This window comes from Rossellomorea yichunensis (genome assembly GCF_032337515.1).
Taxonomy (GTDB): Bacteria; Bacillota; Bacilli; order Bacillales; family Bacillaceae_B; genus Rossellomorea; species Rossellomorea yichunensis.
Window position 1 is genome coordinate 43,649 of sequence record NZ_JAVYAD010000006.1, and the last position, 18,948, is coordinate 62,596.

General features: G+C 40.4%; 18 protein-coding genes. 14 read left to right on the top strand and 4 right to left on the bottom strand.

Annotation, left to right across the window (positions count from 1 at the left end; all coding sequences use genetic code 11):
• Positions 1–94 precede the first annotated feature (94 nt).
• The 9 genes from RSX31_RS16490 (at position 95) to rlmH (ending at position 9,594) form a co-directional block, all read left to right on the top strand.
• Entirely contained in the window at positions 95–1,582 is a 1,488-nt protein-coding gene (locus RSX31_RS16490) for a M23 family metallopeptidase (RefSeq protein ID WP_315635228.1), read from the top strand.
• 216 nt (positions 1,583–1,798) lie between these two features.
• Positions 1,799–2,506, top strand: a complete 708-nt coding sequence (gene yycF, locus RSX31_RS16495; RefSeq protein ID WP_113969391.1) for a response regulator YycF — start codon at positions 1,799–1,801, stop codon at positions 2,504–2,506.
• A gap of 6 nt (positions 2,507–2,512) precedes the next feature.
• Positions 2,513–4,339, top strand: a complete 1,827-nt coding sequence (gene walK / locus RSX31_RS16500) for a cell wall metabolism sensor histidine kinase WalK (protein WP_148970571.1) — start codon at positions 2,513–2,515, stop codon at positions 4,337–4,339.
• Positions 4,336–5,655: a YycH family regulatory protein gene (locus RSX31_RS16505; RefSeq protein WP_315635229.1), complete on the top strand. Its 1,320-nt coding sequence runs from the start codon at positions 4,336–4,338 to the stop codon at positions 5,653–5,655. Before walK ends, RSX31_RS16505 begins: the two co-directional genes overlap by 4 nt.
• A 78-nt stretch (positions 5,656–5,733) precedes the next feature.
• Complete coding sequence (locus RSX31_RS16510; RefSeq protein ID WP_187443424.1) at positions 5,734–6,468, top strand: two-component system regulatory protein YycI; 735 nt, start codon at positions 5,734–5,736, stop codon at positions 6,466–6,468.
• 5 nt (positions 6,469–6,473) lie between these two features.
• Complete coding sequence (locus tag RSX31_RS16515; protein ID WP_315635230.1) at positions 6,474–7,268, top strand: MBL fold metallo-hydrolase; 795 nt, start codon at positions 6,474–6,476, stop codon at positions 7,266–7,268.
• A gap of 231 nt (positions 7,269–7,499) precedes the next feature.
• A complete protein-coding gene (locus tag RSX31_RS16520) occupies positions 7,500–8,741 on the top strand; it encodes a S1C family serine protease (protein WP_148970575.1) in 1,242 nt (413 codons plus the stop codon).
• Between the two features lie 120 nt (positions 8,742–8,861).
• Complete coding sequence (locus RSX31_RS16525; protein WP_113969385.1) at positions 8,862–9,020, top strand: CxxH/CxxC protein; 159 nt, start codon at positions 8,862–8,864, stop codon at positions 9,018–9,020.
• A gap of 94 nt (positions 9,021–9,114) precedes the next feature.
• Positions 9,115–9,594, top strand: coding sequence for a 23S rRNA (pseudouridine(1915)-N(3))-methyltransferase RlmH (gene rlmH, locus RSX31_RS16530; RefSeq protein ID WP_148996247.1), 480 nt, complete (start codon positions 9,115–9,117; stop codon positions 9,592–9,594).
• Positions 9,595–9,681: 87 nt separating this feature from the next.
• Here the strand turns inward: rlmH and RSX31_RS16535 are convergent, their stop codons facing one another.
• Positions 9,682–10,677 (bottom strand): tRNA dihydrouridine synthase, encoded by a 996-nt coding sequence (locus tag RSX31_RS16535; protein ID WP_148996481.1) that lies wholly within the window; start codon positions 10,675–10,677, stop codon positions 9,682–9,684.
• A 383-nt stretch (positions 10,678–11,060) separates the two neighbouring features.
• Here RSX31_RS16535 and yiaA point away from each other — a divergent pair, with 383 nt between their 5' ends.
• From yiaA to RSX31_RS16550, 3 genes are all read left to right on the top strand, one after another.
• On the top strand, positions 11,061–11,531 hold the full coding sequence (gene yiaA / locus RSX31_RS16540) for an inner membrane protein YiaA (RefSeq protein ID WP_148970579.1): 471 nt from the start codon (positions 11,061–11,063) through the stop codon (positions 11,529–11,531).
• 526 nt (positions 11,532–12,057) lie between these two features.
• Positions 12,058–12,606: a GNAT family N-acetyltransferase gene (locus tag RSX31_RS16545; protein WP_315635231.1), complete on the top strand. Its 549-nt coding sequence runs from the start codon at positions 12,058–12,060 to the stop codon at positions 12,604–12,606.
• A 335-nt stretch (positions 12,607–12,941) separates the two neighbouring features.
• On the top strand, positions 12,942–14,444 hold the full coding sequence (locus tag RSX31_RS16550; RefSeq protein WP_315635232.1) for a malate:quinone oxidoreductase: 1,503 nt from the start codon (positions 12,942–12,944) through the stop codon (positions 14,442–14,444).
• Between the two features lie 123 nt (positions 14,445–14,567).
• Here the strand turns inward: RSX31_RS16550 and RSX31_RS16555 are convergent, their stop codons facing one another.
• On the bottom strand, positions 14,568–15,059 hold the full coding sequence (locus RSX31_RS16555) for a hypothetical protein (protein WP_148996250.1): 492 nt from the start codon (positions 15,057–15,059) through the stop codon (positions 14,568–14,570).
• A gap of 261 nt (positions 15,060–15,320) precedes the next feature.
• Here RSX31_RS16555 and RSX31_RS16560 point away from each other — a divergent pair, with 261 nt between their 5' ends.
• Positions 15,321–16,253 carry an FkbM family methyltransferase gene (locus RSX31_RS16560; protein WP_148996251.1) on the top strand — a complete coding sequence of 311 codons (933 nt, stop codon included), beginning with the start codon at positions 15,321–15,323 and terminating at the stop codon, positions 16,251–16,253.
• 87 nt (positions 16,254–16,340) lie between these two features.
• On the opposite strand, the gene RSX31_RS16565 is transcribed toward RSX31_RS16560, so the two are convergent.
• Both RSX31_RS16565 and RSX31_RS16570 read right to left on the bottom strand, forming a co-directional pair.
• Positions 16,341–17,771 (bottom strand): PH domain-containing protein, encoded by a 1,431-nt coding sequence (locus tag RSX31_RS16565; protein ID WP_315635233.1) that lies wholly within the window; start codon positions 17,769–17,771, stop codon positions 16,341–16,343.
• Positions 17,768–18,286, bottom strand: a complete 519-nt coding sequence (locus RSX31_RS16570; RefSeq protein WP_315635234.1) for a PH domain-containing protein — start codon at positions 18,284–18,286, stop codon at positions 17,768–17,770. Before RSX31_RS16570 ends, RSX31_RS16565 begins: the two co-directional genes overlap by 4 nt.
• Positions 18,287–18,564: 278 nt before the next feature.
• Here RSX31_RS16570 and RSX31_RS16575 point away from each other — a divergent pair, with 278 nt between their 5' ends.
• Complete coding sequence (locus RSX31_RS16575) at positions 18,565–18,915, top strand: YwqH-like family protein (RefSeq protein ID WP_148996254.1); 351 nt, start codon at positions 18,565–18,567, stop codon at positions 18,913–18,915.
• Positions 18,916–18,948 lie beyond the last annotated feature (33 nt).

Consider the following 18,948-nt stretch of genomic DNA (forward strand, 5'->3'; position numbering starts at 1 on the left):
TTAGTAAAGTACGAATTTTATAGAATTTTACTAAATTAGGCTTAATGAACTACCGTAACTGGGATTTTTGCTTTAGTTTATAGGAGGCAACTCAATGAGTTTTGGAGAGAAATTAACACCCATTTTAGAAAAATATAAAAAACTTAATATTCGACATAGATCTAATCAATTTGTAAAAAGGGTAGGGATTACAGCCCTCGCTCTGACGACTTTGACCTTTTCATCTGCGGCAGCAAGTACAGGAACGGATGAAAATCTGAAAACCATCTATCATGTATACATGGGTAGTGAGTATGTAGGAGCTGTTACAAATCAAGAAGAGGTTGAAATGGTTCTTGATCGAAAAATGGCTGAAGCTAAGAAGGAGTACACGGATTTCCAGGTTGATTTTAATCATGATGTAACGTACATACCTGAGAATGTGTTTACTGCTGTGAAAACAAACAATCAAAAGGTAATTGAAAATGTAAATAAATCAGTATCAATTGAAGCAAATGCTTTTGCTGTAGTTGTGAACAATAAACCGGTTGCTTTTGTTAAAGACGAAAAGGCTGCTGAAGAAGCTTTAAAGTCTTTTAAGCTCAACTATGTTTCTGAAGATGAGCTAAACGAATTGGAAGCGCGGAAAAATGACTCTTCATCCTCTTCTCTACCCGCTTTAAAGGATAATGAAACACGTTTATTAGAAGTTTCTTTTAAAGAACAGGTAGAGATGAAGAAGACTCAAGTGGAGCCGGAAGATATGATGTCTTCTGAGGAAGCAGCAGATCTTCTTAAGAAGGGTACCTTAGAAGAAAAGAAATATAAGGTTCAGAAAGGTGATGCTCTTGGTACGATTTCAGAAGAGCATCAGTTAACCACCGGGAAGCTGCTGGAGTTAAACTCAGAGCTGAAAGAAGACGATGCACTGAAAGTCGGTTCCGAGTTGAATGTGACCGTCTATGAACCTCTTGTCCATGTACTTGTTAAAAAAGAAGCAAACAAGATCGAAAAGATTGCCTATGAGAAAGAAGTAGTAGAAGACTCTTCTATGAATAAAGGCGATACGAAAGTGAAGCAGGAAGGTCAAGAAGGTGAGAAATCCGTTACGTTTGAAACGACAGAAGTGAACGGTTCTCAAAAAGAGAAGAATGTAAAAGAAGAGAAGAAACTAAAAGATCCAGTGAAATATATTGTCATCAAAGGAACAAAAGCAACTCCATCCAGGGGATCAGGAAACTTTGCATGGCCGACAAATGGCGGTTATATTTCCTCTAAACAAGGACCAAGATGGGGTAAAGTTCATAAAGGGATCGACATTGCGCGACCAGATAATCCTACAATTAAATCCGTAGATAACGGAAGAGTCGTTTCTGCCGGTTGGGATGATGGCGGTTATGGAAATAAAGTTGTGATCGATCATGGAAATGGATATAAAACGATTTATGCTCATTTAGATTCCATTTCAGTTTCTGCCGGTCAAACGGTGGAAAGAGGCCAAAAAATCGGTATCATGGGTACAACTGGTGAATCTACAGGAGTTCACCTGCATATCGAAGTTTACAAAAATGGATCACTTATTAATCCATTAGATGTTTTGTAATTTTATATAGGTAATCAATCATGGGACTGACACAATCATTTTATTTGTCAGTCCCCTTTGTTATATTTAGATTGTAGTCAAAAAGAAATGAAATAAGGGTTATGATAGAGTTAAAGATGAATTAATATGGAGATAGTGGTAAATTTAAAGGAAGAATCCAATACTAATCACAACTTTATATGATACATTACTTTTTTCTAAAGGAGATCAATTGACATGGAAAAGAAAATATTAGTCGTTGACGATGAGAAACCAATTGCAGATATACTACAGTTTAATTTGAAAAAAGAGGGTTATGAAGTACATTGCGCTTACGATGGTGACGAAGCCGTCAAGATGGCGGAAGAAATCAAGCCTGATCTTGTCCTTCTTGATATTATGCTTCCAAATCGTGATGGAATGGAAGTTTGCCGTGAAATCAGGAAGAAGTATGAAATGCCTATCATTATGCTGACAGCGAAAGACTCTGAAATTGATAAGGTGCTGGGGTTAGAACTGGGTGCTGATGATTATGTAACGAAACCTTTTAGTACACGTGAATTGATTGCCCGAGTGAAAGCTAATTTGCGACGCCATCAGCAAGGGGCACAGCAAAATGCGGAAGATGAGAACAATGAAATCACGGTCGGTTCTTTAACCATCCATCCTGATGCGTACGTTGTTTCGAAAAGAGGGGAAACGATTGAGCTGACACATCGTGAGTTTGAGCTTCTTCATTATTTAGCGAAGCATATTGGACAAGTGATGACCCGTGAACATTTGCTTCAGACTGTTTGGGGTTATGATTACTACGGAGATGTACGTACGGTTGATGTTACCGTCAGACGTCTTCGCGAGAAAATTGAAGACAACCCAAGTCACCCTACCTGGATCGTAACACGTAGAGGAGTCGGTTATTACTTACGAAATCCTGAACAGGAGTAATTTGTAATGAAGAAAGTTGGTTTAACCCGTTCAATACATCTGAAATTCGTTTTGATTTATGTTCTGCTTATTCTTCTCGCCATGCAGATTATTGGGGTTTATTTTGTGAGGGAACTTGAGCAGAAGCTTGTTGAGAACTTCCAATCTTCTATTACAAATAGAGTAGAATTGTTAGAGTACACGATTAGAGAAGAAATGGTGAAAGTGCGTGGAGAAGATGACCCTACGCAAGAAGAAGACATTAGAAGAATATTAGAAGATAGCAGCAAGAATTCAGATATCGCTGAAATCCGGGTAATTGATAATCGAAAACGGATCATCGGTACTTCGGATCCCAATAATCAAAAACTTGTAAACAGAGTGACGTCCGATAAAGATGTGAAAAGGGTACTTGCCTTAGGTGTCTCTTCTGAAAATACGTATCTCGATAATCAAACAAATGACCGTATCTGGGTGCATTCGAAACCAATTGAATCTAATGATGAAGTGATTGGTGCCATATATATCGTTGGTGAAATTGAGAGGGTCTATGACCAAATGAACGACATTAATAAAATCTTCACCAACGGTACCCTGATTGCTCTTATCATAACGGCTATACTGGGAGTTTTGTTAGCTCAAACCGTCACCAGGCCAATTTCGGATATGCGAAAACAAGCGTTGGCCATGGCGAAAGGGAATTTTTCCAGAAAAGTTAAAGTGTATGGTTATGATGAGATTGGTCAGCTTGCCATTACGTTTAACAATTTGACTAAGCGCCTGCAGGAAGCACAGGCAACGACAGAAGGAGAGCGCAGAAAGCTTTCATCCGTCCTCTCTTACATGACGGATGGGGTCATTGCAACCGATCGAAAAGGAAGAGTCATTCTCATCAACGATCCTGCAGCAAGCATGCTTAATGTTTCACGTGAAACAGTCGTCTCTCAACCGATTGTTTCATTATTAGGGTTGGATGAAGAATATACTTTTGATGACTTGTCCAATGAACAGGAATCCATCATTTTAGATTACAGCACAAAGGATAAACCTTATATCCTGAGGGCTAATTTCTCTATCATTCAAAAAGAGACCGGGTTTGTGAATGGCCTGATCGCCGTTTTACATGATATAACCGAACAAGAGAAAATTGATTTGGAACGACGGGAATTTGTAGCCAATGTCTCTCATGAGCTCAGAACACCTCTTACCACGATGAGAAGTTACTTAGAGGCTCTTGCAGAAGGTGCATGGCAGGATGAGCAAATAGCCCCTCAATTCCTGGATGTCACCCAAAATGAAACCGAGAGAATGATCAGACTTGTCAATGATCTTCTACAACTCTCTAAAATGGACAGCAAAGACTATCGATTTAATAAAGATTGGGTAGACTTTATCCTCTTTTTCCATAAAATCATCGATCGATTTGAAATGACGAAAGATATTAATGTGACATTTCAACGCTTTTTACCGGACAAGGCATTGTTCGTAGAGGTCGATCAGGATAAAATAACGCAGGTTTTAGATAATATTATTTCGAATGCATTGAAATATTCCCCAGAGGGTGGAACGATTACGTTTCAAGTCCAAGAAAAAGAAGGCTACGTTGAAATCAGTGTATCGGATCAAGGATTAGGCATACCTAAAGAAAACTTAGAAAAAATCTTTGAACGTTTCTACCGTGTCGACAAAGCCAGAACAAGACAAATGGGTGGTACGGGTCTCGGTCTTGCGATTGCGAAAGAAATGATTTCAGCGCACGGTGGTGACGTATGGGCGACCAGTACTGAAGGTAAAGGAACGACGATCATATTTACCCTCCCATATGATACCGCACAAGAGGATGATTGGTCATGAAATACGAAAAAATAAAATCGATAGTATTAACATTGCTTGTTTGTATCAGTATTTTTCTAACCTTTAATCTTTGGACGTATCAACCTGGGTACGACACGATAGATAGTACTGAAACCTTTGAGGTTTCAGTGGGTGAAAAAATTGAGGAGACGGATCTTTCAAAGGTGTTGATCAAACCGTATCAACTTTTTTATCATTCTAGTAACAAAACGGTCGGGACTTTAGATGGTGATGAAATGAATAAGGTTATAAAAGATTTAAGTAGCTGGACTCTGTTTGATTTGAAGGACTATTCAAATCAATACTCCAGAGACGAAATCAAATCATTGATACAAGGAGAAAAGAAAGTAGAGATTGTATTCCCTGATAATGTACCTCTTTCCATCTATAGCCGGGTTATTCATTTGGAAGATAAAAAGGTTCCCACCGCTTCATTTGACCGCATTGTAATTGATTTAAACACTGTAAACTCCGACGCGGGGACTGTGTATTTTGTATCCCTCAATTCTAATGAAAAGTATTTTTATGAGTGTCGTGTCAGTGTTGAAAGTTTACAAAAATTCGAGAAAACATTTCTGAAACAGGTTGTTTCCTATGATGAGTATATTGAGCAGCCATTGAACTCTAAAAGAAACATTTTCCTTCCGAAGTTACCAAAAGAGTATAAAAGCTATAGATACTATTCAGATACACTATCTTTGGATGATTTCAAAAAAGCATTATTCAGCGATCCAAACAATGTCGAGGTGACAAAAAACACCTTTATTAATGTACCAAGCTTTATGAAGACGAATGAAGAATACAATACTCTTTCATATGTGAATTTATCTGTGGATGAAAACACTTCTCTGCCACCCGTTTCTTTATTCCAGAAAAGCATGGAATTTGTCAATGATCATGGTGGTTGGACGGATGACTATCATTTCTATTCCATTAGTCCAATTGAAAATAAGATTGTGTATCGGCTCTTTATGGAGAACCACCCTGTTTTCAATGAGAATAATATGGCTGAGGTGTCTCAAGTGTGGGGAAGTGAATCAATCAGCAAGTATAATCGACCGTTCTTTAAATTGGACATGGTTTCAAAAAATGAAATTCGAGATGTATTACTTCCATCGGGTGCCTCTGTATTATATGCATTGAAACAGAACCGTACGAAAGGACTAGAAGATGTGGAGGATATTGTCATAGGGTATAGAATGACAAGAGATTCAAATGAGTCCAATAAAAATTTCATCATCTTTGAACCTTCCTGGTATTACAAGTTTAGCGGCAATTGGTTAAGAATACCTCTTGAAGAATTGGAGGGGTTCTAACCGATGGATTGGAATAAAACAAAAAGTATATTCATTATCGTCTTTCTGGTTTTAGATATATTTCTATTGACGATATTCATGGATAAAATCCGTGCGAGTAATCCTGATACAATAGTGCAGACTTCTTTTGAAGAAACGCTAAAAGCGGCCAAAATAACCTATCCTCAAAAGCTGTCAAAAGAACCAATAAAAGATGCTTATATTAGAGTTACTACAAAAAAAATCAGTGAAAAAGATCTTGGGAAAATAAAAAATCAAGAAGTAAAAACTGTGAATGATAATACGATCAATGCAATTTTGAAGGAACCTATATCCATCAGTGAGGACTTTTCACCTGCTGAATTAAAGGATTTCCTTAAAGAAAATATCATAAATGGTGAGCAATATAGCTTTTGGAAATACAGTAAAGAAGATCAAACCCTTGTCTATTATCAAACGTACAATGACAGGAAAATTTTTAATAACGAGAATGGAAAGTTGATTTTGTATTTGAATTCAGAAAGGGAAATTGTATCCTATAAACAAACATTGTTGGAAAATATTAAAGAATCCACTGGAAAAAAATCGTTGGTTACCCCTTTTGATGCTCTAAGGTTTTTAGTGGAAAACAATGAAATCGCCAATGGCAGTAAAATCGTAGATGTTCCCAGTCTTTGTTATACAACTTTTGTGCCGATTGATGATTATCAAGTATTGGCTCCAACCTGGCATTTCATTGTTGAAAAAGAAGGGAAGAAAGAAGATTTATTTATTAATGCAGTGGAAGCACAGATAGTAAAGGTCACCGAACCGGACAAAGAAACATTGGAGTGAGAGATATGACGATGCATTTTAGTGTACTTGCCAGTGGCAGTACAGGAAATGCGATATTTGTGGAGACGGAAGAGCATTCTTTTCTTGTCGATGCAGGATTGAGCGGCAAGCAGATGGAAGGCTTGTTCAGTCGGATAGATAGAAAGATAGAAGATTTATCGGGTATTCTTGTTACCCACGAGCATAGTGATCATATCAAGGGAATTGGTGTACTTGCGAGAAAGTACAAGCTTCCTATCTACGCCAACGATAAGACATGGAATGCCATGGACGGGTTAGTAGGGAAAATAGATACGGAACAGAAGTTTTCGTTTGATATGGAAACAGCCAAGCACTTTGGTGGATTGAGCATTGAGTCCTTTGGGGTATCGCATGATGCGGCAGAACCGATGTTCTATATTTTCCACCAGGGAGAGAAAAAGCTTGTTCTGGTAACGGACACGGGATATGTAAGTGATCGGATGAAAGGGATCATTTCCAATGCCGATGCGTATGTATTTGAAAGTAATCATGATGTGGGGATGCTCCGAATGTGCCGGTATCCGTGGAATATAAAGCGTCGTATTCTTGGTGATTATGGACATGTATCCAATGAGGATGCTGCCATTGCCATGAGTGAAGTGATGGGTGATAAGACAAAAGGAATTTATTTAGCCCATCTCAGCCTCGACAATAATATGAAAGATCTAGCCAGAATGAGTGTGACACAAACACTCGAGTCAAAAGGAATAGTAGTAGGAGAACAAATTGACCTATTTGATACGGACCCTAAAGTACCAACACCTTTAGTTGCCATTTAAACCGATTCAAATGTTTACGATTTTTCTTTTGAAGGTATGAAAAAGGTGAGGGCTGATGTCTTCACCTTTTTTTGTCTTCTAATCAAGCTACCTCCACTTTGGGGTTTACATATTTACCAACTTTATGAAATTCCTTCCCTTTTTTCATTATTTTTTAATTAAACCTGACTATAATCATGCTTGTAAAGATAAAATAACAAAAGGAATAGAACGTAGAAAGGATGAAGTTATATGGGATATTATGATTCGGATCATAATTCTGAAAGCCGGAGCAGGCAAAAGGGCAATCGGGGAGGAATGTTCCTTGCCGGGCTATTGGGAGTTGTACTTGGAGCAATCTTGGTTATTGTGGCGATTCCTCAGTTAACCAACTTTGACATCTTACCATATTCAATTCAACCCGACGAGGATCTGAAAGAGACTGATGACGCTTATCATAATGGTGCCACTCAAAATGTTTCTGTCGATGTGACAACGGATGTGACGAAGGCCGTAGAGAAAGCTGGAGACTCTGTTGTAGGAATCACGAATATCCAATCTCAAAGCTTCTGGGGACAGGGTGAAGGACAAACCCAGGATCAACAGGCTGGTACAGGATCCGGGGTTATGTATAAGAAAGAAGGCAGTAAAGTCTATATTGTGACCAATAATCACGTGGTGGAAGGTGCAGATCAGCTGGAAGTGACGCTTGCGGACGGGACTAAGGTGCCTGCTGAAATGCGTGGTGCGGATATCTGGACAGACCTGGCTGTAATCGAAATCGATGGAAGTAAAATCAAGAAAGATGACATTGCGGAGTTTGGAAATTCAGACAAGCTAAAAGCGGGAGAACCTGTTATTGCGATTGGTAACCCGCTAGGACTGCAATTTTCCGGCTCAGTGACACAGGGGGTTGTGTCAGGTGTGGAGAGAACGATTCCGGTCGATATTAACCAGGATGGAATGGAAGATTGGAATGCAGAAGTTCTGCAAACTGATGCAGCCATCAATCCGGGGAACAGTGGTGGAGCGCTCATTAATATTTCCGGACAGTTAATTGGTATCAACTCAATGAAAATCGCACAGAGTGCAGTAGAAGGGATCGGACTTGCCATCCCGATCAACTATGCTCAGCCGATAATTGAAGACCTTGAGCAGTACGGTGAGGTCAAGCGCCCTGCAATGGGTGTGACACTTGAGGATGTGAATAAAATTTCTGCCTATCATCAGCAGGAAACATTGAAGCTTCCGAAAGAAATCAATTATGGTGTCATGATCAGACAAACCGTTCCCAATTCTCCAGCAGCCCAGGCCGGATTACAAGAGCTGGATGTGATTACGGAGCTTGACGGAGAGAAAATTGAAAATGTCATTGAGTTAAGAAAGCATCTTTATAACAAGAAAGATGTAAACGATCAGATGAAAGTCACACTCTATCGAAATGGAGAAAAGAAAGAAGTAACCATGAAACTCACCGACGAGTCCAGATTATAGAATGTGGATAAGCAAAAAGCAGGAAGGCAAAGCGCCCTTTCCTGCTTTTTCTTTACATGATATGATAACTGTGGATAAGTATATACTCTAAAATCAGACCAAAGATTAGGAGGAAACGACATGATTTACTGCTGCTTAGAGCATGTAGAATTAGCGATGGATATTGTCGTCGATGAGCATGAGGTAGCGCCTCAACTGACTGAGCTTTCTGAAGAAAAGAAGTTATCCACAACATGTGAATATTGTGGGAATAACGCAATATATATAGTGGCGAACTAATATTCCCATACGATATGTGGAATGGATATGTGGATATGTGGATAAAGTCTGTGGATAACGTGTTTGTAAATTGTTTGTAAAGTGAGTGTGGATAGTGAATATCACCATTGTAACGGTTGGTAAATTAAAAGAGAAATATTTAAAGCAAGGAATAGATGAATATGCAAAGCGCTTAGGTGCTTATGCAAAGATAGAAATCGTCGAGCTTGCCGACGAAAAAGCTCCGGAAGTGTTGAGTGATTCTGAAATGGAGCAAGTAAAAAATAAAGAAGGCGAACGAATCTTAGCTAAGATCTCTCCTGACCACCATGTCATTGCCCTGGCGATCCAAGGGAAAATGCGTTCATCGGAAGATCTCGCCGATAATCTGGACAAGCTTGCTACGTACGGGAAAAGCAAAGTGGCGTTTGTTATTGGTGGATCACTTGGGTTGAGTGATGATGTGATCAAGAGATCTAATGAAACCCTTTCTTTTTCGAAGATGACTTTCCCCCATCAATTGATGCGGCTGATCCTGGTGGAGCAGATTTATCGTGCATTTCGGATTAATCGGGGTGAGCCGTACCATAAATAGAGGCAAAATAAAGGGTCAGACCCCCCAGTAAGTTAACGAACACTGGGGGACTGACCTTTTTTACTCTATACAAAAATGAAATGAGCTTTACTTAGACACAGAAAAGCCTTCCTCATCTTTCACTGCATCTGCATACTCATCAAGCAGAGCACGAACCTCATCGGTGGATTCTGATTCCATCAGACGATTTCTCAGCTCACTCGCTCCCCGGAACCCGCGGACGTAAATCTTAAAGAAGCGGCGAAGCGGTTTGAATTGCCGTGGCTCGAGTTCTTCGGAGTATTTATCATGAAGATCGAGCTGCAGTCGCAGGAGATCGAGCAGTTCCTGGCTGGTATGCTCTTTCTTCTCTTTTTCGAAAGCGAACGGGTTATGGAAGATCCCCCGTCCGATCATAATTCCGTCCACGCCGTATTTCTCCGCAAGTTCAAGTCCCTTTTGGCGGTCAGGGATGTCGCCGTTGATCGTTAGTAATGTATCAGGGGCAATTTCATCACGTAGTTTCTTGATCTCCGGAATCAGTTCCCAGTGAGCATCAACGTCACTCATTTCCTTTTTGGTACGGAGGTGAATAGACAGATTAACAATATCCTGTTCCAACAGGTGCTTCAGCCAGTCGTGCCATTCCTCCACTTTGGTATAACCAAGACGGGTCTTCACACTGACGGGAAGTCCTCCCGCTTTGGCTGCCTGGATGATTTCCGCTGCTACATCCGGGCGGCGGATCAGGCCTGAGCCTTTCCCGTTTGCTGCGACATTGTGCACTGGGCAGCCCATATTGATATCAATTCCGCGAAAGCCCATTTTAGCCACACCGATACTCGTTTCACGGAAATATTCGGGCTTATCCCCCCAAATGTGGGCGACGATCGGCTGTTCATCTGCAGTGAACGTAAGACGCCCGCGTACGCTGTCTTTCCCTTTCGGATGGCAGTAGCTTTCTGTATTCGTAAACTCTGTAAAAAACACATCAGGTCTCGCCGCTTCACTCACGACATGACGGAAAACGACATCGGTCACGGCTTCCATCGGTGCGAGAACAAAAAACGGCCGAGGCAACTCATGCCAAAAATTATCTTTCATAATATATTTAAACCCTTTCCTTAAGGAAAACATGTTCCCAAAATTAAAAAGTAAAGTCCTTCAGTTTTATCCATTCCCAGTTAGACTGGATTTCAACCAGTATATACTTTAATAGTAAAAAGCGAAAAGTGCAAGGGGATGATACGTCGTGTTTTTTCATGAATGAAAGAAAAACGATAAAAGATAGACGAAAAAAAGGTCGGTGGGCCAGCAAGCTAACGCTACGCGTACTGGGGACTGGCCATTTTTGCGAAAAAAAATCATCCCATATAAGTGAAAATTTCACTCATTATAGTAAACAAAATCTGTAAAAAATTGCTATAATAATTCTTAAGGCAGCAGGGTAATTCCTGCATATTGAATGAAGTAAAGGGGAGCGGCTAATGTCTGAATTGAATGAAAACCCGTTAATGAAGAATGATGAAAAGAAACCAAAGATCAAGGTGGAAAGAAAAGAAGGGGAACCGACTTCCGCATTTAAAGGGGCGAGTTGGGCAGCTTTGGTGGTAGGTGTTTCCGCTTATCTGATCGGCCTGTTCAATGCAGGAATGGAACTGAATGAGAAGGGATATTACTTTGCTGTATTGATATTCGGATTGTATGCAGCTGTATCCCTGCAAAAAGCAGTAAGGGACAAGGAAGAGGATATCCCTGTTTCGGGCATCTATTACGGGCTCAGTTGGTTTGCAGTGATTGTAGCCATTTCCTTGATGGCGATCGGACTTTATAATGCCGGTAGTATCATCTTAAGCGAAAAAGGATTTTATGGTATGTCATTTGTGCTTAGCCTATTTGCGGCTATCACCATTCAGAAAAATATCCGGGATACGCAGGTGGCCAGGGAAAGAGATTAATAATAAGAGAGGCTGGGACAAAAATGTTTTAGCCTAAGTTAAACCCGAACAAATTTGCTTTTTAGTGTGCAGATTTGTTCGGGTTTATTATTTATTTTCGAATCATTTGATTTTAGCTATATCCAGCGGTTGATTGGAGTGCAAGACGAAGACTCCTGCGGGAAAAGTAGCTTATGTGAGACTTGTCCAGCTATAGGGCTTAGAGGCAAATGTCATAAGGCAGATCGTCCATGAAGGCAAAGAACGCCTTCAAGGCCGCTCCGCCTTATGCCAACCGCCTCTGAGCGAAGCCCCTCCCGCTTTTCTACCCGCAGGCTTGCCGAGGAGGCTCACGGGCTACCCGCGGAAAGCGTAGTCTTGCACGGAAATCATTAGCGGTATTAAGACCCTACACTTCTATTGTACGTCTTTTTATCGTGGTTTTGTAGTTTTGTCCCAGCCCTTAGTCATTCTAAATGAAACCTTCCGTTCCCCGAACCGTTCCATATGAAGGGCGGTTCTTTCAAAAAATTTATAGGAGGTCATAATGTTAACCATTCGACAGATTCACAAAAAAGACTTTCCATTTGGAAAAAAAGTGTATTATACCTATACATCTCAAAAATATTATCAGCTACATAGTGAAAAAGCAGAAAATGGCTGGAGTTTTTGTTTAAAGGAAGAAACGTTTGAAACACCTTTTGTAAAAGAGATAGAGGAAGAAATTTTTGAACCTTATAAAGAAGGATCTGAAGTCTATCTGGCAGACTGGGATGGAGAAGAAGCTGCCATTATGGTGATTCAGGAAATGGGATGGAATCATACTTTGTTGATTCATGATTTGTATGTTAAATCCGGGTTTCAACGACTTGGAATTGGTAATAGCTTAATCGCGGCAGCGAAGAAAAGAGCTAATGAATTGAATGTCAGGTCCATCATGTTGGAAACGCAGACTTCCAATTACCCTGCTGTACAGTTTTACTTGAGAAATGACTTTGACATGATAGGTTTCAATACCATTTCCTATTCAAATGATGATGTTAAGAACAAGGAAGTGCGCATTGAAATGGCCTACCTTCCAGAAGAACGCAAATAAATTGGACTGAGTGAACAAAATAGTACGATCCGTATAAGGTGTTCAGGTTTCCGCAAAGGCTTTAGAGGATGGTGGTGGGAAGAGATTCCTATGCCCATATTTTTTGTTTACTAGGTTACCAAGTCTTTGAAAACGGACTTTGCACTTTTTTAAAAGCTCTAAATAGTATATAATTATCAGATAATGGTAGATGTTTTGATCCCTAAATCATTATAATAGATTGTGGTATGGTTATAACAGAACAGGTGAGTTCCAGGGTGGCGCCTTGCTTTAAGTGAGACCCGAGCATGAGCGCTTACTCTTTTCTGAAAATATAAAGAGTAAGGAAGGTTATCATGAGCAGCATACAGAAAAAAACAGACGTTATTTTAATTGGTGCCGGAGTCATGAGCGCGACTTTGGGATCTTTGCTGAAAGAGTTAGCACCGGAATGGGAAATCAAAGTGTTTGAGAAACTCGCAAGTGCAGGAGAAGAAAGTTCGAACGAATGGAATAATGCGGGTACGGGGCATGCTGCATTATGCGAGCTCAACTATACGTCCGAGAAATCTGACGGATCGATAGATATAAGTAAAGCGGTAAAAATCAATGAGCAGTTCCAACTTTCAAGACAGTTTTGGTCTTATCTTGTAAACAAAGATTTGATAGGTAATCCGCAAGACTTTATCATGCCTATACCTCATATGAGTATGGTCCAAGGGGAAAAAAATGTAGCGTTTTTGAAAAAACGATTGGAAGCGCTGTCAAGTAATCCCTTGTTTCAAGGGATGGAGTTTTCCGATGACCCTGAAAAGCTGAAGGAGTGGATTCCGCTTATCATGGAAGGCCGTACATCGAATGAACCGATAGCGGCAACCAAAATCGACTCCGGGACGGACGTCAACTTCGGGGCTTTAACACGAATGATGTTTGACCATTTAACGAGGCAAAATGTCGAGATAAACTACAAGCATAGTGTGAAGGATATTAAACGTAGCAGTGACGGATCTTGGGAAGTCAAGGTGCATAATATTGATAGCGGAATAATCGAACATCACACAGCAAAATTTGTCTTTATCGGCGGTGGTGGCGGTAGTCTTCCTCTACTGCAAAAAACCGGTATTCCAGAATCAAAACATATTGGAGGATTCCCGGTAAGCGGACTTTTTATGGTATGTAACAATCCGGAAGTAGTAGCGCAGCATCATGCCAAAGTATATGGTAAAGCCAAGGTGGGGGCTCCTCCAATGTCCGTTCCTCATCTTGATACACGATATATCGATAACAAAAAATCGTTACTGTTTGGACCGTTTGCCGGATTTTCGCCCAAGTTCTTAAAAACGGGATCAAATATGGATTTAATCGGTTCCGTAAAACCGAATAACGTCCTCACGATGCTCGCGGCAGGTGCCAAAGAGATGTCGTTGACCAAATATCTGATCCAGCAAGTGTTGTTGTCGAATGAAAAGCGCATGGAAGAACTACGGGAGTTTATTCCTAATGCTAAACTCGAGGATTGGGATATCGTAGTAGCCGGCCAACGTGTGCAGGTAATCAAAGATACTGAGGCAGGCGGGAAAGGAACACTTCAATTCGGTACGGAAGTGGTTAGTGCCGCTGATGGTTCGGTAGCTGCATTACTCGGTGCTTCCCCTGGAGCTTCTACTGCCGTTCACGTTATGCTTGAGTTATTTGAAAAATGCTTCCCGCAGCATATGAATGAGTGGGAACCAAAACTGAAAGAAATGATCCCTTCATTTGGGTTGTCACTAGTGGAAAACCCGGAGCTGTTTAAAGAAATTCATGCTTCAACAGCAGAGACGCTTGGTCTAAACGGGAAAGAGTTAGCTTACAGTTAATGTCGTGAAAACCTAAATATATTTGAAATAAACCCAAGCTTATGGCTTGGGTTTATTTCGTGTATTCTATCAGAATTCCATCTGTACATAGAAAAACCTGTAAATGAACAAATCACGAAATGTCTAACACCAAACAATGATTCTATAAGGAGTGGTTTGAGCAGGTATACTCATCGTGGCGGGACCATAGATCACGATCAGATTCCGGTTGCCAGGGTACTTTGAAAAGGATTGTCCGTTGGTCAATACCATTTGAGTATAGGGGGATAGATTTAACCTTAGCATGCCATCGCTGCTCTCCAACTGTGAGTTGAAATAATCAACCTTTACATTTTGAGATGAACTTTCCTTTACCATGACAAGTGCACGAAATTGTGGTGGATAAATAAGAGGAACAGGAGCGTTCCTATCATAATATCCCGTTACCCTATCCCCTACAGCCATCATTACATGGTCCACAAAATATGTGGTTGGTGACACGACAAAATTCACCGAACCACCTGCTCCATCTTCTACAGATATTAATTTATAACAGCCTTCCCCTTCTCCATTTTGTCCTGTCATAAAATCACTGATCATGGTGATGGTACCATAAAAAGACATGAAATTTACCATGCGAATCCTCCATTCATTATTGAATTGAATGGTCCGGTATTGAAATTATGCTTTCCCTGCAAATCTACGAATAAGCCGATGAAAAACATACAACCCTCAACACAATATAGTTTTATGATAAAGAGATTATCACACAAAGTGAAAAATAATTTCTTTCTTCTTTTGTAAAGATTTCATGAAGAAAGCCCTGTTATAGAGGATTTTCCGGTGGCATCTAAGAATGTATACCTCTAAACAGGTTTCTTTAAAGGGGGGTCAAACATGAAGTGGAATGCTGCTATTCGAAAGCCTTTTCTAATGAGAGTCTGGGAGAACTATCCGAAGATTTGGAAATTTATGATCGATGTAGGCATTTTGGTAAAGTACAAAACATTGAATATAAAAAAGCTGCCTAAAACATTAACATTGCCCAGTTCTACGGTTCTCTATATAGATTCTGAGGAAAATCGGGGAAGGGCACTAATGATCAGCAATGGGGTGACCCAAAAAAGGCTCGATCGATTCTGGTCCATGGCTGTGAAGAAAATGAATCCCGACCTGGTCATCGATGTAGGCGTGAATTATGGGGAGTGTATCTTCTCTACTCAATATTCACCCGAGACCAGGATAATAGGCGTGGAGGCGAACAGCCGTTTAATACCTTTTATTGAACAATCGAAAGAAGCACATCCTAACCGGTCACAAATAGCAATCTACAATGCAATCGCCTCGGATAAAGACAATGAAGAAACGGTTTTCTATGTTGATAGGCATTGGTCTGGTACCTCTTCAGCCACTTATGAACCTTCTCATAAGTTAATAGATAAGGTACCTGTCCAGTCCATCACCATCGATACCCTTTGTCATGATCAAACCTATGAAACAGTCCTTTTTAAAGTGGATGTTGAGGGATATGAAGCGTTTGTCTTAAAAGGGATGATTAACCTTTTCAAAACAAGTAAGTCAATCCTTGGGTTCATTGAATTCAATAGTGAATACCTTGAAAAGCTGGGTATCAGTGTAGATGAGTTTCTCCTGTTTCTACAAACGTACTTTACGATTTACGTATATAAGGAAGACCATAGTTTGGTAAAGGCAGCCCATTACAACTACATGGACCTGAAAAATTTGTTTGGAACGGATTATATTCATACTGATTTTTTATTGATGAGTGATGAATCCTTTATGGAACGGATGCATATAAACTATGTGTAAAGCTTCACCTCAACATGGGGGGATTATTAAATTCTTGACAGGCTAGGTGATACGCCTGTACCCAGGTCAGTAAATGAGAAATCCGTCTCACCCAGAGACGGATTTCTTATGATACCATTCATAAAAAATACCAGCTTCCTCTTTCGAAACCCCAAACAACAAACTCTCATGACTCGGATTCGCTCGATTGGAGAACATGATGGTAGCCACTCCGAACTTACGATCAAGCCAGGCATGTTTCACAGTCACCTGCTGGATCCGGTCCCGATGGGTGACGAAGGTTTCGTTCAACCAGCCTCCCTTTCGAATTTGGACGGTTTGATTGTGGCGGGTGTAGCTTGTAAACCAGTAATCCAGGATTCTAAGGAGGATGGATACTCCAAAGACAATGCCTGCAATCCATATCCATTCCATCTTAAAGATCCATAGGCCCACTACAGCAGCAATCGTCAAATAATACGGTTGGAAAAGCTTCAGCCAAAGGACCTTTAGTGGGAAGCGTTCCATCTCCTCTTTGATCGGGTAGTGGGGAAGGATGGTGTGCAGCATATCATAAGCTTCACGTTTTGGCATAAAGGGATATAAAGAACTTATTTCCTCTTTTTCACCTTCGGAGGAGCCGGCACTGATCAACTTGATCGAAACAAGCCCGAGCATCCTCTTCACAATGGATTGTTCCACTCTGACAGCCTGTACTTTATTCTTTGAAATCGAGTAGCTGACCTCATTCCCTATCCCTTTATCGATATAAATCCGTTCCTGGTCATCACTAATGACATAGTTTCCATACTTCATATACGTTTTTACAAAGCCGATGAAGATGGACAGGATCATGGCAGCGATAAAAAGGACGATCAGGATCCACACATGATCGAGCAAGTAGTGCCAGGCACTTTCTGCTGATTCTTCGATGGAAAAGAATTCGGCCAAATTGAAATAGATGGCACTCAGTAATGGGAAGATCGCCAGGAAACTGAGTGACGTGAAGGAGGCTTTAATCAGGTCTTTCCTGGTTGCTTGAAAGTGTACCGTGCGTTCCGGCTTTATACCATCTTTTGATTCATCTCTGTATTGTTTCTGTTCGAGATAAGATAAAATGCGAACTTTCTCTCGTTGTGTGATGACGGGAAATTCAAATTGGGCATTTTCTCCACTCGTCCCTGTCTCCATGGTTAAAGAAGTTAATCCAAACCAGCGATGAATGAAGGTCGTATTGGATCTATGGCTGTGGATCCGATCCCAGGAGACCGTTTTTTGTTTTTTAACGAACATCCCTTCTCTGAAAAGGATGGTTTTATTACTTAATTCATAGCGGTTGAAAATCCACTTGGCAAAGATCGACAGGACAGACACCGCTGTTGCAGCCAACAGGGCGTAGCGGCCCCATATCACCCACCCGGCTGTAGAATTCGACTTCAGCAGGAACAGGAGGATATAGAACCCGAATAGGCCCTTCGCGGTTGAAACTAACTCCACGATGATATAGGCAGGGTGATATCGTTTGACAGGATGGGTCATGCTCCTATTTCTCCTTCTTTTGAATCTTTATCCCGAATCTTTGCGAAGGTACCAATTTCCGCTTTCAATATCTTCGCTACATTTGCCGGTATGGCAGGTATTTTGTGACTGGAAGTCGTTGTCCCGATTTCAAGGTCATAAAGGTCGTAGCGACGCAGGATGGGTCCCTGCTCTGTACGGACGTATTCCACTTTCTCCATGGGTATCAGGATATGCTGCTGCTGAAACTTCCCGAATTTCAACTGAACGAATTCCTCATCGACCTGATAGCGCCAGGTTCTTTGCAGATAAATGGGTTCAATGAAGATGGAGAAAATGGAAGAGACAATGAACAGCCCTCCAAGAATATAAAGAACGATCCCGATCCAGTCGTACCAATCGAATCGGTCACTGCATATCATTAGGGCTCCTATGATGAGCAGTGCTGTTGTATGTACGATCGTGTTGGATATTCGCCAAACTTTAGTGGCTTTTATTGATATGGTTTGTGTTGGTTCAGGTATGTTTATGTACATTTTTTCACCTCTGACTTAAAATACGTGTTTAATATAAGAAAAGTTTCAGATACTGGAAAATAATAGTTGTAAAAAGGGTTTCATTTTACAAAAATTGTGATACTTAATTAATAGTTCGTATTATTCATTGATAAATAATATATCGAATAGGTAAAAAGGATTACTTGCATATACTAAAAATAAACAGATTCTATCATTCTGACAAAATTTCATCCGTGTTATAGTTAAAAAGATTGGAAAATTTTATGAATTAGAGTAATCAATTGAGGTGAAGGTTCTTGTCTTTATATTTTTACTACGGGTTGTTAAGTGAAAAACGTGAGCAACTTCAAAGGCTTCAGACATGTCAGAGCAAACTTCAAGGGAACAAACAGGAATTTTCAAGTTATCGGGAATCCATTACAAATCCTGAATTATCTGGATTCACCTGGCAAGGGACGCTTGCAAATAAATTTGATGAAATAAGGTTTGAAGGAATGCTTCATTACTTTACAGATATTGAAAATAACCAGTTTAGTGAAGTGTTCTCTATGCTGAGCAGTAAGATGCAAACTATAAGAAGTGAAATCCAGGCGATTGAACAGACCATTCATAGGTTGGAATCTGAAGCTGAAGCAACAGTTGATTAGAAAGAAAAGTATTTAATATAGCGGGAGGTAGCT